At 63.3% G+C, this 15,599-nt stretch carries 13 protein-coding genes; 10 read left to right on the top strand and 3 right to left on the bottom strand.

Features of this window, described 5'->3' with window-relative positions:
- Positions 1 to 305: 305 nt before the first annotated feature.
- Entirely contained in the window at positions 306 to 1,235 is a 930-nt protein-coding gene (locus K5H97_RS19365) for a chemotaxis protein CheV (protein ID WP_028692748.1), read from the top strand.
- A gap of 40 nt (positions 1,236 to 1,275) precedes the next feature.
- Positions 1,276 to 2,079, top strand: a complete 804-nt coding sequence (locus K5H97_RS19360) for an MOSC domain-containing protein (protein ID WP_028692747.1) — start codon at positions 1,276 to 1,278, stop codon at positions 2,077 to 2,079.
- A 61-nt stretch (positions 2,080 to 2,140) separates the two neighbouring features.
- Here the strand turns inward: K5H97_RS19360 and K5H97_RS19355 are convergent, their stop codons facing one another.
- Positions 2,141 to 4,069 (bottom strand): transglycosylase SLT domain-containing protein, encoded by a 1,929-nt coding sequence (locus K5H97_RS19355; RefSeq protein ID WP_028692746.1) that lies wholly within the window; start codon positions 4,067 to 4,069, stop codon positions 2,141 to 2,143.
- A gap of 207 nt (positions 4,070 to 4,276) precedes the next feature.
- On the opposite strand from K5H97_RS19355, the gene K5H97_RS19350 reads away from it, so the two are divergent.
- Positions 4,277 to 6,208 (top strand): ATP-binding cassette domain-containing protein, encoded by a 1,932-nt coding sequence (locus K5H97_RS19350; protein ID WP_028692745.1) that lies wholly within the window; start codon positions 4,277 to 4,279, stop codon positions 6,206 to 6,208.
- Between the two features lie 81 nt (positions 6,209 to 6,289).
- Here K5H97_RS19350 and K5H97_RS19345 read toward each other — a convergent pair whose 3' ends face one another.
- Positions 6,290 to 6,733, bottom strand: coding sequence for a universal stress protein (locus tag K5H97_RS19345; RefSeq protein ID WP_028692744.1), 444 nt, complete (start codon positions 6,731 to 6,733; stop codon positions 6,290 to 6,292).
- Between the two features lie 110 nt (positions 6,734 to 6,843).
- On the opposite strand from K5H97_RS19345, the gene K5H97_RS19340 reads away from it, so the two are divergent.
- The 7 genes from K5H97_RS19340 to K5H97_RS19310 all read left to right on the top strand — a co-directional run bounded on the left by K5H97_RS19340 (position 6,844) and on the right by K5H97_RS19310 (position 15,065).
- Complete coding sequence (locus K5H97_RS19340; RefSeq protein ID WP_028692743.1) at positions 6,844 to 7,281, top strand: hypothetical protein; 438 nt, start codon at positions 6,844 to 6,846, stop codon at positions 7,279 to 7,281.
- A 473-nt stretch (positions 7,282 to 7,754) separates the two neighbouring features.
- Positions 7,755 to 9,902 carry a fatty acid oxidation complex subunit alpha FadB gene (fadB, locus tag K5H97_RS19335; protein WP_028692742.1) on the top strand — a complete coding sequence of 716 codons (2,148 nt, stop codon included), beginning with the start codon at positions 7,755 to 7,757 and terminating at the stop codon, positions 9,900 to 9,902.
- A gap of 31 nt (positions 9,903 to 9,933) precedes the next feature.
- Positions 9,934 to 11,109, top strand: coding sequence for an acetyl-CoA C-acyltransferase FadA (gene fadA, locus K5H97_RS19330; protein ID WP_028692741.1), 1,176 nt, complete (start codon positions 9,934 to 9,936; stop codon positions 11,107 to 11,109).
- A 78-nt stretch (positions 11,110 to 11,187) separates the two neighbouring features.
- A complete protein-coding gene (locus K5H97_RS19325; RefSeq protein WP_028692740.1) occupies positions 11,188 to 11,439 on the top strand; it encodes a DUF1653 domain-containing protein in 252 nt (83 codons plus the stop codon).
- Between the two features lie 100 nt (positions 11,440 to 11,539).
- Entirely contained in the window at positions 11,540 to 14,149 is a 2,610-nt protein-coding gene (gene topA, locus K5H97_RS19320; RefSeq protein WP_028692739.1) for a type I DNA topoisomerase, read from the top strand.
- 109 nt (positions 14,150 to 14,258) lie between these two features.
- A complete protein-coding gene (locus tag K5H97_RS19315) occupies positions 14,259 to 14,780 on the top strand; it encodes a DUF6586 family protein (RefSeq protein ID WP_028692738.1) in 522 nt (173 codons plus the stop codon).
- A gap of 51 nt (positions 14,781 to 14,831) precedes the next feature.
- Positions 14,832 to 15,065, top strand: coding sequence for a hypothetical protein (locus tag K5H97_RS19310; protein ID WP_023630868.1), 234 nt, complete (start codon positions 14,832 to 14,834; stop codon positions 15,063 to 15,065).
- A 51-nt stretch (positions 15,066 to 15,116) separates the two neighbouring features.
- Here the strand turns inward: K5H97_RS19310 and sulA are convergent, their stop codons facing one another.
- Positions 15,117 to 15,593 (bottom strand): SOS-induced cell division inhibitor SulA, encoded by a 477-nt coding sequence (gene sulA, locus K5H97_RS19305; protein ID WP_028692737.1) that lies wholly within the window; start codon positions 15,591 to 15,593, stop codon positions 15,117 to 15,119.
- Positions 15,594 to 15,599 lie beyond the last annotated feature (6 nt).

Genomic DNA, 15,599 nt, shown 5'->3' with positions numbered 1-15,599 from the left:
AAGATGATTGCTCGCAAAAGCCTGACTCCGTTCATGCAGTGAGAATGGCGTCACATTAATGGCTAATGGATATTGCGAACATCAGGTTGCACCCGATTGCTACTAGGGGTTTCCCTGATGAGGATTCAGGTGGTTTGTTCGTTGCGAGCGAGGGACGCGGCGGGATGTGGCAGCAGTAAAGCATGATGGTAAAGTGATATCAATCACCTGGAGCGGCTTTTTCCATCAGGGGTCAAGCTACGCGCGCATCCGCCGATACAGGGGGATGCATTCATTTTTACCGACTCACGCCTGGGGGCTTTCCAATGGCTGGCATTCTCGACACGGTAGACCAACGCACGCAACTGGTGGGTGAGAACCGCCTGGAAATCCTGATGTTCCGTCTGGCCGGCCGACAGTTGTTCGCCATCAACGTATTCAAGGTCCAGGAAGTGCTGCAGCTGCCAAAGCTGACGCTCATGCCGCAGCGCCATTCCTTCGTCTGCGGCGTGGTCAACCTGCGCGGCCAGACGCTGCCGGTGATCGACCTGTCCCAGGCGATCGGCATGCGCCCGCTGCAGCCGGGTCCTGACAGCACCATCATCGTCACCGAATACAACCGTTCGGTGCAGGCGTTCCTGGTAGGCGGTGTCGATCGTATCGTCAACATGAACTGGGAAGCCATCATGCCGCCACCGGCCAGCGCTGGTCGCCAGCACTACCTCACCGCGATCACCAAGGTCGACGAGAAGCTGGTGGAGGTTATCGACGTGGAGAAGGTGTTGGCCGAGATCGTGCCGTACAACGCCAAGGTGTCCCGCGACAAGCTGGAAGACCCGGTACTGGCCCGCGCCCGTGGCCGCGAAGTGCTGCTGGTAGACGACTCCAGCGTGGCCCTGGCGCAGTTGCGCGACACCCTGTCGCAATTGGGAGTGAAGCTGCACGTGGCCAGCGACGGCCTCAAGGCCCTGCGGCTGCTCAAGGGTTGGGCCGACGCCGGGGAGAATGTCTGCGAGAAGTTGCTGATGATTTTCACCGATGCCGAAATGCCAGAGATGGACGGTTACCGGCTGACCACCGAGATCCGCAACGACCCGCGCCTGCGTGGCCTTTACGTGGTGCTGCACACCTCGCTGTCGGGTAGTTTCAACGAATCCATGGTCAAGAAGGTCGGTTGCGACAACTTCCTGTCCAAGTTCCAGCCCGATCGTCTGGTGGATGTGGTGCGTCAGCGTCTGAACATGGATCACGCCTAGGTGTAAGCTTGGTTTTTAAATGGCAACCAGGTGAGCAGGGATGTTTCTGAGTGCGTTGTATCGATACCCGGTAAAATCGGGGCGGGCCCAAGGCCTGCAAGCGTCCGCGGTCGGCAATCTGGGCCTGGACGGTGACCGCCGCTGGTTGGTGGTGGAGGAGGAGAATGGCCGCTTCCTGACCCAGCGGGCCTGGCCCCGGTTGGGGCAGGTCGGCGCCGATTACGGCGAGCAGGGCCAGTTGCTGCTGCAGGCACCGGGACAGGCACCCTTGGAGGTGCCCGTGCCGCCGGCCGACGAGGCCCTGCGCGGCGTCACCATCTGGCGGGACACCTTGCGCGTACCCGATGCCGGCGATGCGGCTGCAGCCTGGCTCAGCGACCTGCTGGGCAAGGCGGTAAGGCTGGTGTACTGCCCCGAACAGCGGGCCCGCTACCTGCCCAGCGGCTACGGCCTCAACAGTGACCGGGCAGCGTTTCCCGATGGTTTTCCGTTGCTGCTGATCGGTCAGGCCTCACTGGATGAGCTGAGCCAGCGGGTGGGGCGCCCCATGGAGATGCTGCGTTTTCGCCCGAACCTGGTGGTCGAGGGGGCCGAGGCCTTCGCCGAGGACCGCTGGAAGCGTATCCGTATCGGTGACATGACCTTCCGCGTGCTCAAGCCGAGCGTGCGCTGCATCCTCACCACCCTTGATCCCGTCACGGGCGAGCGCAGCCCGGACCGCGAGCCGTTGACCACGCTCAAGACGTTTCGCGAGAAGGAAGGGGATGTGCTGTTTGGCCAGAACCTGGCGGTGGATGGCGAGGGGCAGCTGCAGGTGGGAATGGACGTCCAGGTCCTCGATTAGTGCCATCGCGAGGCAAGTCACATCGGTGCGCCGATGCGACTTGCCTCGCGAAAGGGTTCGATCACATATCGTCGAAATACCGTTCATGCCAATCCACCAGCGGTTGCGGTGAATTGAGCTTCTGCCCATAGATGACCGAATACGACAGCACGTTCTGCACGTACTGGCGCGTCTCGTCGAACGGAATCGACTCGACCCACACATCGAAGCTCAAGTGCTTGGCGCCCTTGAGCCACTGGCGTACGCGTCCGGGGCCGGCGTTGTAGGCGGCCGAGGCCAGCACGCGGTTGCCGTTGAACTGGCTGTGCACCTGGCTCAGGTAGGCGGCGCCGAGCTGGATGTTCTTGTCCGGGTTGAATACCTGGGCCGGCGAGGCCAGCGGGATGCTGAACTTGCGCGCGGTTTCCTTGGCCGTGCCTGGCATCAGCTGCATCAGGCCGCTGGCGCCGACACTGGAGCGGGCGTCTTCCATGAAGGCGCTTTCCTGGCGGGTAATGGCGAACACCCAGCTTGAATGCAGGCCGCGGACCTTGGCTTCGCGCACCAAGGTGTCGCGATGGGCCATGGGGAAGCGGATGTCCAGGTCGTCCCAATACTGGGCCTGGCTGATGGTGCGAATGGCCGGGAAGTACCAGCGCATGTCGTAGGCCAGGCGGGCCTGGGCGACCATCTCGTCACGGTTGAAGTGGCGGCTGACGTGGTACCACTCGCGCCGGCCCTCGACGATCTGGCCGCGGGCATGGAACTCCAGGGCGCGACGCACACCCGGGGTGTTGCGGACCTTGTTGATCACCGCCTGGCTGAGTGCCAGCGGCTTGTTGTTCAACTGGTAAGGCGTCTGCGCCCGGTCGGCGGCGAGGAAACCGTAGAAATCGCGCTCGCGGGCGACGGTCTTGTACAGCAGCGGAATCTGCGGGTTGTTCGGCTGTGCCAGTTCCAGGCTGCGTGCCTGCCAGTACTTCCAGCGGTTGCTGCTGGCCAGGTCCTGGGGCAGGCGCCTGGTCAGCTCGTAGGCGTCCTCCCAGCGGCCCAGGCGCAGCAGCAGACGCAGGCGCCATTCGCTGACGGTGTTGTCACGCAGCTCGGGGTCGTAGCGGGTCATCAGGTCGAGGGCGCGCGGGTCGTAGCGCCGGGCCAGGGTCAGGCCGATCTCGCGGGCGATGGCGACCTTCTCGTCACGGGAGAAGTGCATGCGCTGGGCGTAGTCGTCGAGCAGCGCCATGGCCTGCTCGGGGTCCTGACGGGCCAAGCGGCGCAGGCCGAGGCTGACCACGTCGGACATGGCTTCGTTGACCGGGGTGAAGCGCGATGGCTGGTTGAGCAACTCCGGCTTTTGCGCCACGTCGATCAGTAGCTTGCCCTGGGGGGCGAGGGTGGTGAGGGTCTTGACCAGGCTGTTGGCCAGGCCATAGTTGCGCGCCTGGGCCGCCAGCTTGGCGCGCTGCCAGCGCTTGGCCTCGGTCAGTTGGCCTTCGGCGGCCCACATGGCGAACAGGGTGTCGCAGGCGGTGGGCTGCGACTTGCCGACGTTCCACAGCTTGTCGGCGGTGGCGAAACCTTCGGCGCGCAGGCCGTGGGAGAGCTGGTACTGGCCGTTGAGGCAATCCAGCTCGGTGAAGTTGAGCTTGGGGTCGTAGTATCGGGTAAAGGTGTTCCACTCGCCGCGTTCAGCCAGCCAGCGCAGCCAGCGCAGTTTCATCCAGTTGGCCTGGGGCAGGTCGCCGTGGGCCTTGAGGAAGCCCTCGATCTCCTCGTTGCTGGCGCTCTTCAGGCGGGCGGTCAGCTCGTCATAGGTGAGGTAGGGTGTCAGCGGATAATCGCGCAGCGCCTGCGCGTAACGCAGGTAAGGACCCTTGTCGCCCTTGGCCAGGGCGCGCTTGGCCTCGTCGTAGTACTGACGCTGCTGGGTGATGTCGACGGCCTGTGCGGCGCTCGCGGCGGTGGCGGTGAGCAGCAGGCAGGAAGCAATTTGTAACAGGCGGCTGCGCATGATACGTCCGGGCAGTAGAACCATGGAAAGTGACGGCGGAGCCAGCACTGTTGGGTATTAGTGTCTAGCTTAGCCGTTTGCCGGTGGCGGGTGAAAGCACTGTGCTTGTATCGAGTTGTTATCCGACGCCCTGCTGCCGGCGATGGGCTTTTGATGCCGTGAAGGGGCAAGTCAGGTAGAATGCGCGCCCGGTTTTTGGAGATGATCATGACCCTGCTCAAATTCAGCGATGTGTCCCTCGCGTTCGGCGCCATGCCGCTGTTGGACAAAGTGTCCTGGCAGATCGCCCGTGGCGAGCGGGTGTGCATCATCGGCCGCAACGGCACGGGCAAGTCGAGCATGCTGCGCCTGGTCAAGGGTGAGCAGAAGCCCGACGACGGCGATATCTGGCGCGCGCCGGGGCTGAAGATCGGCGAGCTGCCGCAGGAACTGCCGGTGGCCGACGAGCGCAGCGTGTTCGACGTGGTGGCCGCAGGCCTGGATGGCGTGGGCGAGCTGCTGGCCGAGTACCACCACCTGAGCCAGAACATCCACGGCGATGACGACCTGGAAAAGCTCATGCACGTCCAGCATGAGCTGGAGGCCCGCGACGGCTGGCGCCTGCAGCAAGTGGTGGAAAGCACCCTGAGCCGCCTGCAGCTACCGGCCGACAAGACCCTGGCCGAGCTCTCCGGCGGCTGGCGCCGTCGCGTGCTGCTGGCCCAGGCACTGGTGTCCGAGCCCGACCTGTTGCTGCTCGATGAGCCGACCAACCACCTGGATATCGGCGCCATTGCCTGGCTGGAAGAGGCCCTGAGCGGCTTCAACGGCGCGGTGCTCTTCATCACCCACGACCGCTCCTTCCTGCAGAACCTGGCTACACGCATCCTCGAGCTGGACCGTGGCGGGCTGATCGACTGGAACGGCGACTACGCCAGCTTCCTGGTGCACAAGGAGGCTGAGCTGGCCGCCGAGGCCACTGCCAACGCGCTGTTCGACAAGCGCCTGGCTCAGGAAGAGGTGTGGATTCGCCAGGGCATCAAGGCCCGGCGTACCCGTAACGAAGGCCGCGTACGCGCGCTCAAGGCGCTGCGCGTGGAGCGCAGCGAGCGCCGTGAGCGCCAGGGCAAGGCCAATATCCAGATCGAAGTGGCTGACAAGTCAGGCAAGCAAGTGATGGTGCTGGAAGATGTCAGCTTCGCCCACAAGGATGGCCCGAAACTGGTCAAGGACTTCTCCATGGTACTGCAGCGCCAGGACCGCATCGGCCTGCTCGGCGCCAACGGTACCGGCAAGACCACGCTGCTCAAGCTGATGCTCGGTGACCTGGAGCCGACGTCTGGCAAGGTCGAACGCGGCACCAAGCTGGAAGTGGCCTACTTCGACCAGATGCGCCATCAGCTGGACCTGGAAAAGACTGTCATCGACAACCTGGCCGAAGGCCGCGACTTCATCGAGATCGATGGCCAGAACCGCCACGTGCTGAGCTACCTCGGCGACTTCCTGTTCAGTCCGCAGCGTGCGCGCACGCCGGTCAAGGCGTTGTCCGGCGGCGAGCGCGCGCGCCTGCTGTTGGCCAAGCTGTTCAGCAAGCCGGCCAACCTGCTGGTGCTGGACGAACCGACCAACGACCTCGACGTCGAGACCCTGGAGCTGCTCGAGGAAGTGCTGTCCAACTACAAGGGCACGGTGCTGATGGTCAGCCACGACAGGGCCTTCCTCGACAACGTGGTGACCAGCACCCTGGTGTTCGAGGGTGAGGGCCGTGTGCGCGAGTACGTCGGTGGCTACGAGGACTGGATCCGCCAGGGTGGTTCGCCGAAACTGCTGGGCGTGACCGAGAGCAAGGGCGGCAAGTCCGAGCTCAACAGCGCGGTGGTAGCCAAGACGGTGGAAGAGCAGGCACCTGCCGCTGCCGTCGCGCCTGCTGCCGATGCCAGCAAGAAGAAGCTCAGCTACAAGCTGCAGCGCGAGCTGGAGGCGCTGCCAGGGCAGATCGATGCGCTGGAACAGCAGATGGCCGAGGTACAGGAAGAGGTCAATGCCTCGAACTTCTACCAGCGTCCTATCGATGAAACCACCGCAGTGCTGGCCAAGCTGGAGAAGCTGCAGGGCGAGCTGGACGTGCTGGTGGAGCGCTGGGCCGAGCTGGAAGGCTGAACGCATCGCGGGGCAAGCCCGCTCCCACGCAGCCCCGTCTGGCGAGCTGTGTGGGAGCGGGCCTGCCCCGCGATTACAGGCTTACTCGGCCTTCTTCTGCAACCGCACCGCCAGTACGTCGCACGGCGCGCCGTGCAGCACGTCATTGGCGGTGGAGCCCAGCAGCAGCGCCAGGCCATGGCGACCATGGCTGCCCACCACGATCAGGTCGCAGTGTTGATCCTTGGCCAACTGGTGGATTTCCTGTCGCGGCTGGCCGTAGACCAGGTGGGAATCGCCACGATTGATGTCCGGATACTTGTTGTACAGACGGTCCATGCGCTCCTTGGCCTGGTCGAACTGTTGCTGCTGCAACTGCGAAAGGTCCATTGGCACGTCGCCGCCGAAGGCCATGGCCATGGGTTCGACGATATGCACCAGGGATACCTTGGCGCCGCTGGCCAGGGCGATGGCTTTGGCCCGCTTGATCACCGGGTCGCATTCTTCGGTCAGGTCGACGGCGACCAGAAGATGTTCGTAGGACATGTGCAGTACTCCTGACAATCGCGATAGTAGAAGTATGGTCGCTTTCGGGCCGGGCGTGCGTGAAACCTGGATAACCCGCTCATTTGCAACGCTTTATAAGGTCTACAGATATGACGGTATGGCTAGTGGTGTCAATCCTTGCGCTGATGCTCAGCCCGCTGGCCTGGCTGCGTCAGTCGCGCAAGCAGAGCGAACAGATGAACCTGCGCCTGGAGGGGCGGCGCATGGGGCTGGCCATGCAGCTGGCACCGCAGCAGTGGCCGCACTGGCTGGAAAAGGAGCCGCCCAGCCCCTGTCCGCAATACCACCGGGCGCGGCGCAAGGGCCGCGAGGACTGCTGGTGCTACTGGCAGATCAGTCCGGGCGTGTGGTGGAACCAGTGGCGCGAACCCTGCGAGGAGCCGCGTCTGGCCGAGGTCTTCGCTCGTCTGCCGGCAACCGTCTACAAGGTCGAGGCCGACCGGCGCATGATCGCCCTGTACTGGAGCGAGCGGGGCGATAAATCTGTTTTGCAGGATATTGCCCAGGCCCTCGATACCCTCGCCTAACCTGATCAACGCAAAACGGCGCGCAGGAGCAACCATGCTCTTGCGCGCCGTTTTGCGTTCTGCAGTGCAGAAAAGGGCCAGGCAGGCCGGAAACACTTTCATGCAGGCCCAGTGTAGCCATCGTTGGCGAATGCGTTTAGAAAAAAGCGCCGTTCGCCGTCGGTGATGGTCTATCGCTGACATGAATGGTCGGCGATCACTGTCATCATTTTTCGTACCCGGTGGGTAGAAGATGACTGGAAAGTCGCGTTTTCACGGTGTTCGCGAGCATTTGACAACGCCGTTCATTTCGGAGAATGTGTGCACACCCAAGTCAAACGGGCGTATGAATTGAGCGTTTGTATGTCAGACGGCTCTTACAGAATCCCGATTAGCGCGTCGACGGGTGTGCCTGGAGCGAGTGACCGGTAGACCGGCTCTTGCGCCAGCGTTCGACGTGTACTGTTCAGCTTCCATATCGTGGAGATCAGTTGATGATTTACGAAGGTAAAGCCATCACGGTTAAGGCTCTTGAAAGCGGCATCGTCGAACTGAAGTTCGACCTCAAGGGTGAGTCCGTCAACAAGTTCAACCGTCTCACTCTGAACGAGCTGCGTCAGGCCGTGGACGTGATCAAGGGCGATGCCTCGATCAAGGGCGTGATCGTCAGCAGCGGCAAGGACGTGTTCATCGTCGGCGCCGACATCACCGAATTCGTCGACAACTTCAAGCTGCCCGAGGCCGAACTGGTCGCCGGCAACCTGGAAGCCAACCGCATTTTCAATGACTTCGAAGACCTGCAGGTGCCGACCGTCGTCGCCATCAACGGCATTGCCCTGGGTGGCGGCCTGGAGATGTGCCTGGCCGCCGACTACCGGGTCATGTCCAGCAGCGCCAAGATCGGCCTGCCGGAAGTCAAGCTGGGCATCTACCCAGGCTTCGGCGGCACCGTGCGTCTGCCGCGCCTGATCGGCTCGGACAATGCCATCGAGTGGATCGCCTCGGGCAAGGAAAACCGTGCCGAGGACGCCCTGAAGGTCGGCGCCGTCGACGCCGTGGTGGCGCCCGAGCTGCTGCAGGCCGGTGCCCTGGACCTGATCAAGCGCGCCATCAGCGGCGAGCTGGACCACAAGGCCAAGCGCCAGCCCAAGCTGGAAAAACTCAAGCTCAATGCCATCGAGCAGATGATGGCGTTCGAGACCGCCAAGGGCTTCGTCGCCGGCCAGGCCGGCCCGAACTACCCGGCGCCGGTCGAGGCCATCAAGACCATCCAGAAGGCTGCCAACTTCGGCCGTGACAAGGCCCTGGAAGTCGAAGCCGCCGGCTTCGCCAAGCTGGCCAAGACTTCGGTCGCCGAGAGCCTGATCGGCCTGTTCCTGAACGACCAGGAGCTCAAGCGCAAGGCCAAGGCCCATGACGAGATCGCCCACGACGTGAAGCAGGCCGCCGTGCTCGGCGCTGGCATCATGGGTGGCGGCATCGCCTACCAGTCGGCGGTCAAGGGCACGCCGATCCTGATGAAGGACATCCGCGAGGAAGCCATCCAGCTGGGCCTGAACGAGGCCTCCAAGCTGCTCGGCAAGCGCGTCGAGAAGGGGCGCCTGACCCCGGCGAAGATGGCCGAGGCACTCAACGCCATTCGTCCGACCTTGTCCTACGGCGATTTCGCTAACGTCGACATCGTCGTCGAGGCCGTGGTCGAGAACCCGAAGGTCAAGCAAGCGGTACTGGCTGAAGTGGAAGGCCAGGTGAAGGAAGATGCCATCCTGGCCTCCAACACCTCGACCATCTCCATCAACCTGCTGGCCAAGGCGCTCAAGCGCCCGGAAAACTTCGTCGGCATGCACTTCTTCAACCCGGTGCACATGATGCCGCTGGTCGAAGTCATCCGCGGCGAGAAGTCCACTGAAGTCGCGGTCGCGACTACCGTGGCCTACGCCAAGAAGATGGGCAAGAACCCGATCGTGGTCAACGACTGCCCGGGCTTCCTGGTCAACCGCGTGCTGTTCCCGTACTTCGGCGGCTTCGCCAAGCTGGTCAGCGCCGGCGTCGACTTCGTGCGCATCGACAAGGTCATGGAAAAGTTCGGCTGGCCGATGGGCCCGGCCTACCTGATGGACGTGGTCGGCATCGACACCGGCCACCACGGCCGCGATGTGATGGCCGAAGGCTTCCCGGACCGCATGAAGGACGATCGTCGCTCCGCCGTCGACGCCCTCTACGAGGCCAACCGCCTCGGTCAGAAGAACGGCAAGGGCTTCTACGCCTACGAGACCGACAAGCGCGGCAAACCGAAGAAAGTCGCCGACGCCAGCGTGCTCGACGTGCTCAAGCCAGTGATCTTCGAGCAGCGTGAAGTCAGCGACGAGGACATCATCAACTGGATGATGGTGCCACTGTGCCTGGAAACCGTGCGCTGCCTGGAAGACGGCATCGTCGAAACCGCCGCCGAAGCCGACATGGGCCTGGTCTACGGTATCGGTTTCCCTCCCTTCCGCGGTGGCGCGCTGCGCTACATCGATTCGATCGGGGTCGCCGAGTTCGTCGCACTGGCCGACAAGTACGCCGACCTGGGGCCGCTGTACCACCCCACTGCGAAGCTGCGCGAAATGGCCAAGAACGGCCAGCGCTTCTTCAACTGAGCGCCCAACGAGCTAGAGCGAGAATATTGATATGAGCCTGAATCCAAGAGACGTGGTGATTGTCGACTTCGGTCGCACGCCGATGGGTCGTTCCAAGGGTGGCATGCACCGCAACACCCGCGCCGAGGACATGTCCGCGCACCTGATCAGCAAGCTGCTGGAGCGCAACGACAAGGTCGATCCGAAGGAAGTCGAGGACGTGATCTGGGGCTGCGTCAACCAGACCCTGGAGCAGGGCTGGAACATCGCCCGCATGGCGTCGCTGATGACCCAGATCCCGCACACCTCCGCCGCCCAGACCGTCAGCCGCCTGTGCGGATCGTCGATGAGCGCGCTGCACACCGCCGCACAGGCGATCATGACCGGTAACGGTGATGTGTTCGTGGTCGGTGGCGTCGAGCACATGGGCCACGTCAGCATGATGCACGGCGTCGACCCCAACCCGCACATGTCCTTGCACGCCGCCAAGGCTTCCGGGATGATGGGTCTGACCGCCGAGATGCTCGGCAAGATGCACGGCATCACCCGTGAGCAACAGGATCTGTTCGGCCTGCGTTCGCACCAGCTCGCCCACAAGGCGACGGTCGAGGGCAAGTTCAAGGACGAGATCATCCCGATGCAGGGTTACGACGAGAACGGCTTCCTGAAGGTCTTCGACTACGACGAGACCATTCGCCCGGAAACCACCCTCGAAGGCCTGGCGTCGCTCAAGCCTGCGTTCAACCCCAAAGGTGGCACCGTCACCGCGGGTACCTCCTCGCAGATCACCGACGGCGCCTCGTGCATGATCGTCATGTCCGGCCAGCGCGCCATGGACCTGGGGATCCAGCCACTGGCGGTGATTCGCTCGATGGCGGTGGCCGGTGTCGACCCTGCGATCATGGGCTACGGCCCGGTCCCGGCGACGCAGAAAGCCCTCAAGCGTGCTGGCCTGTCCATCGCCGACATCGACTTCTTCGAGCTCAACGAAGCCTTCGCCGCACAGGCCCTGCCGGTGCTGAAGGACCTGAAAGTGCTCGACAAGATGGATGAGAAGGTTAACCTGCACGGCGGCGCCATCGCTCTGGGCCACCCGTTCGGTTGCTCCGGTGCGCGGATCTCCGGCACCCTGCTCAACGTCATGAAGCAAAATGGCGGTACCCTGGGCGTCGCCACCATGTGTGTCGGCCTGGGCCAAGGCATCACCACTGTCTTCGAACGCGTCTGATCGCGTTGCGGGACAGCAGCCGGGGCCATGTGCCCCGGCTTTTGTTTTTTACAGGATTTGTTCAAGAGGGCGAGTGACATGCAGATACAACCTGGTGTGTACCGGCATTACAAAGGCCCTGAATACCGCGTGTTCAGTGCGGCGCGGCATTCCGAAAGCGAAGAATGGATGGTCTTCTACCAGTGCCTGTATGGTGACTACAGCTACTGGGTCAGGCCACTTTCGATGTTCCAGGAGTCCGTCGAGGTTGACGGCGAGCAGGTGCCACGCTTTGCTTTGGTCAAGGCCGAAGAGGGGCTGGGCGAGCGGCTTGGCAAGGCGCACGAGTGATCGACCACGCTTGACCTCACTCTTTTGCCACTATATATAGCGGTGCCGCGTCCGGCACCTGACGCGTTTTTCATCTTCAGATTCAGGAATACTCCGATCCATGGGCAAATCGCTGGTCATTGTGGAATCCCCGGCCAAGGCCAAGACCATCAACAAGTACCTGGGCAGCCAGTACGTGGTGAAGTCGAGTATCGGCCACATCCGTGACCTTCCCACCAGCGGTTCCGCCAGTGCGAGCAAGGAACCGGCGGCCAAGCGCGGCAAGACCGCGGCCCAGGCCCCGGCCTTGTCGCCGAAGGAGAAGGCGCGCCGCACCCTGGTCGCGCGCATGGGCGTCGACCCGGAAGCGGGCTGGAAGGCCAAGTACGAGATCCTTCCCGGCAAGGAGAAGGTGATCGAGGAACTGCGCCGCCTGGCCAAGGATGCCGACACCATCTATCTCGCAACCGACTTGGATCGCGAGGGGGAAGCCATTGCCTGGCACCTGCGCGAAGCCATCGGCGGCGACGACAGCCGCTACAAGCGCGTGGTGTTCAACGAGATCACCAAAAAGGCTATCCAGGAAGCCTTCTCCCAGCCGGGCGAGCTCGATATCGACCGGGTCAACGCCCAGCAGGCGCGGCGCTTCCTCGACCGCGTGGTCGGCTACATGGTCTCGCCGCTGCTGTGGGCCAAGATCGCCCGCGGCCTCTCCGCAGGTCGTGTGCAGTCGGTGGCGGTAAAGTTGGTGGTCGAGCGTGAGCGCGAGATCCGCGCGTTCAATCCGGAAGAGTACTGGGAAGTCCACGCCGACCTGGGCACCGCCAAGAACGCCAAGGTGCGTTTCGAGGTGGCTCGCGAGAAGGGCGAAGCTTTCAAGCCGCTCAACGAAGCCCAGGCCATGGCCGCGCTGGAGAAGCTCAAGGCCTCCAGCTACAGCGTGAGCAAGCGCGAGGACCGGCCGACCAGCAGCAAGCCTTCGGCGCCGTTCATCACCTCCACCCTGCAGCAGGCCGCGAGCAACCGCCTGGGCTTCGGGGTGAAGAAGACCATGATGATGGCCCAGCGTCTGTACGAAGCCGGCTACATCACCTACATGCGTACCGACTCGACCAACCTGTCGACCGACGCGGTCGAGATGGCGCGCAGCTACATCGAGAAAGAATTCGGCAAGCAGTATCTGCCCGCCGCGCCGATCGTCTACGGAAGCAAGGAAGGCGCCCAGGAGGCGCACGAGGCGATTCGTCCGTCGGATGTAAACACCCATCCGACCAAGCTCAGCGGCATGGAGCGTGACGCCGAGCGCCTGTACGAGCTGATCTGGCGCCAGTTCCTGGCCTGCCAGATGCCGCCGGCGCAATACCTGTCCACCAGCGTCACCGTGGTGGCTGGCGAGTTCGAGCTGCGTGCCAAGGGCCGCATCCTCAAGTTCGACGGTTACACCCGCGTCCTGCCGCAGCAGAGCAAGCCGGGCGAGGACGACGTGCTGCCGGAAATGGCCCAGGGCGAGGCGCTCAAGCTGATCCAGCTCGATCCCAGCCAGCATTTCACCAAGCCACCGGCGCGCTTCACCGAAGCGAGCCTGGTCAAGGAAATGGAAAAGCGCGGCATCGGCCGGCCGTCGACCTACGCGGCGATCATCTCGACTATCCAGGACCGTGGCTACGTTACCCTGCACAACCGTCGGTTCTACTCCGAGAAAATGGGCGACATCGTCACCGAGCGCCTGTCCGAGAGCTTCGCCAACCTGATGGACTACGGCTTCACCGCAGGCATGGAAGAGAACCTCGACGACGTGGCCCAGGGTGAGCGTGACTGGAAGAACGTCCTTGACGAGTTCTATGGCGACTTCAGCAAGAAGCTGCAGACTGCCGAGTCCACCGAGCACGGCATGCGGGCCAACCAGCCCACCCTGACCAACATCGCCTGCAAGGAATGCGGCCGGTCGATGATGATCCGTACCGCCTCCACCGGCGTGTTCCTTGGTTGCTCGGGTTACAGCCTGCCGCCGAAGGAGCGCTGCAAGGCCACGGTCAACCTGGTGCCGGGCGACGAGATCGCCGCCGACGACGAGGGCGAGTCCGAGTCGCTGGTGCTGCGCGGCAAGCACCGTTGCCCGATCTGCTCCACTGCGATGGACGCCTACCTGCTCGACGAGAAGCGCAAGCTGCATATCTGTGGCAACAACCCGGACTGCGCTGGCTACGAGATCGAGGAGGGCAGCTACCGCATCAAGGGCTACGAAGGCCCGAGCCTGGAGTGCGACAAGTGCGGCAGTGAGATGCAGCTCAAGACCGGCCGGTTCGGCAAGTTCTTCGGCTGCACCAACCCTACCTGCAAGAACACCCGCAAGTTGCTCAAGAGCGGCGAGGCAGCGCCGCCGAAGATGGACAAGGTAGACATGCCGGAGCTCAAGTGCGAGAAGGTCGACGACACCTACGTGCTGCGCGACGGCGCTTCGGGGCTGTTCCTGGCCGCCAGCCAATTCCCGAAGAACCGCGAGACCCGTGCGCCGCTGGTGTTGGAGATCGTTCCGCACAAGCACGAGATCGATCCGAAGTACCACTTCCTCTGCGAAGCGCCGCAGAAGGACCCGGATGGGCGCCCGGCGGTGATTCGCTACAGCCGCAAGACCAAGGAGCAGTACGTGCAGTCCGAGGTCGACGGCAAGCCGACCGGCTGGAAGGCGTTCTACGACGGCAAGGCGTGGAAGGTCGAAGACAAGCGCTGATCTAAGTTGTGACTGGGGCCGCGAAGCGGCCCCAGTCATTTGATGACAAGCAAAGCGCAATCCCTGAAACTGCAGGCAATCGTCTTGCAGCCTTCAGGAGTCAGCCGAAATGGCCCAGGAACTCTACACCCGCACCAACCAGAAACTGTTCTTCGCCGGCCTCGCCCTGGAATCCATGGCCAAGGCCGCCGACAGCCAGGCCATGAACGCCCAGGGCCTGCTCCAGGCCGAGCGCGAATCGGCGCTGTTCCACCTGTATGGCGCACTGCTGGGGTTGTGCCACGAGATCGCCGGCTTCTACCGCTTGCCGCAGGCTTCAGCGCCACGGGCCGAGTTGCTGTTCAGTGACGAGGTGCTGCAGAGCGTGGCGATCCCGGAAATGGCCGAGCTGCTGGAGCTCGCCCGTCAACCGGAAACCTGGCTGGCGCGTCTGCTGGCCGCTTATGCCGATTTGTTCCGACCGCCGGTCGCGCAGAAACCCGTGAAGGGCGACGTCACCCAACCGCTGATCCAAGCCGTCAATCTGGACGCGCGCGAGCCAGCCGAGCTTTCCCGCGAGGAGCTCGAAGCCTGGCGGCAGAATCTGAAAAGCCTGGTGAGACGCTTCCGCGAAGCGCTGAGTGAGTGCTGACTGCCGCCATGGCTGGTACACTACTGGCCTTTCGTGAAAAGCAGGCCCTTTATGTCAACGTCCTTTCTAGAAATTGTCGAGTTGCCTGATGGCCGGATCGAGCTGCGCCGCGCCGAAGATGAAGGCTCCCTGGTGACCTTGGATTTCTCCGAGGATGCCAAGGCATTCCTGCAAGGACAGCATGTGGAAGTGGCCAAGGCCATGCTCAGCGTCGGCGTGCAGATGGCCGGTCGCCTCGTCGAGGGTGACTTCGAGCGTGAAGAGGGGCCACGCGTCCTTCACTGAGGCAGGTTACAGGCCCAGGGTTTCAAGCGTTTGACAGGCAAAGCCTGAACATCAGCCGAGGCGGATGTTCAGGCTTTGTGCGTTTCCGCTGGCGGCGGCGCGCTGGAGCTGTTGACGAGCATTGCTATTCAGGGTGCCTAGCCAGCTGACCACCGTGTGGCTGTGGCCCAGGCGCAAGGCTTCGCAGGCCAGTTGCAGGGCGGTCTGGTTGCCGCCGGGTTGTAGCAGCAGGATGCGTTCACGGTTCAGGCCGGCATCGCGCAGCCAGGCCTGGGTGAGGCTGCCGGGCGGGGCGATGAGCGTCAGCCAGCGGCTGTCGTCTTCTTCGCTGAGTTCGCGCAGGACCGGTGCCAGCAGACTCTGGCAATGCCCGGGTGCGCCGCGCAGGGTCAGTTCGCTGAACAGCTCGGGCTGGCTGCTCTTGCGCAGCGTCGGGGCGGGCTTGAGGCCAGGCAGCACCGGCTGGGCGAGAAAGGCTTCGAACAGCGGCAGCTGGGCTTGCTGGGGTGCATGGGTGAACGGCTGCATGGCGCC

Origin of the sequence: Pseudomonas mosselii (assembly GCF_019823065.1) — a bacterium.
GTDB classification, from domain to species: domain Bacteria; phylum Pseudomonadota; class Gammaproteobacteria; order Pseudomonadales; family Pseudomonadaceae; genus Aquipseudomonas; species Aquipseudomonas mosselii.
This window is presented reverse-complemented; position numbering and strand designations above follow the sequence as displayed.

Excerpts from the sequence above, each read along its gene's own strand:
- fadB (WP_028692742.1), top strand. The coding sequence starts at position 7,755 with ATGATTTACGAAGGTAAAGCCATCACGGTTAAGGCTCTTGAAAGCGGC.
- K5H97_RS19360 (WP_028692747.1), top strand. The coding sequence starts at position 1,276 with ATGTTTCTGAGTGCGTTGTATCGATACCCGGTAAAATCGGGGCGGGCC.
- K5H97_RS19345 (WP_028692744.1), bottom strand. The coding sequence starts at position 6,733 with ATGTCCTACGAACATCTTCTGGTCGCCGTCGACCTGACCGAAGAATGC.
- K5H97_RS19310 (WP_023630868.1), top strand. The coding sequence starts at position 14,832 with ATGTCAACGTCCTTTCTAGAAATTGTCGAGTTGCCTGATGGCCGGATC.
- K5H97_RS19340 (WP_028692743.1), top strand. The coding sequence starts at position 6,844 with ATGACGGTATGGCTAGTGGTGTCAATCCTTGCGCTGATGCTCAGCCCG.
- K5H97_RS19350 (WP_028692745.1), top strand. The coding sequence starts at position 4,277 with ATGACCCTGCTCAAATTCAGCGATGTGTCCCTCGCGTTCGGCGCCATG.
- fadA (WP_028692741.1), top strand. The coding sequence starts at position 9,934 with ATGAGCCTGAATCCAAGAGACGTGGTGATTGTCGACTTCGGTCGCACG.
- K5H97_RS19355 (WP_028692746.1), bottom strand. The coding sequence starts at position 4,069 with ATGCGCAGCCGCCTGTTACAAATTGCTTCCTGCCTGCTGCTCACCGCC.
- sulA (WP_028692737.1), bottom strand. The coding sequence starts at position 15,593 with ATGCAGCCGTTCACCCATGCACCCCAGCAAGCCCAGCTGCCGCTGTTC.
- topA (WP_028692739.1), top strand. The coding sequence starts at position 11,540 with ATGGGCAAATCGCTGGTCATTGTGGAATCCCCGGCCAAGGCCAAGACC.
- K5H97_RS19325 (WP_028692740.1), top strand. The coding sequence starts at position 11,188 with ATGCAGATACAACCTGGTGTGTACCGGCATTACAAAGGCCCTGAATAC.
- K5H97_RS19365 (WP_028692748.1), top strand. The coding sequence starts at position 306 with ATGGCTGGCATTCTCGACACGGTAGACCAACGCACGCAACTGGTGGGT.
- K5H97_RS19315 (WP_028692738.1), top strand. The coding sequence starts at position 14,259 with ATGGCCCAGGAACTCTACACCCGCACCAACCAGAAACTGTTCTTCGCC.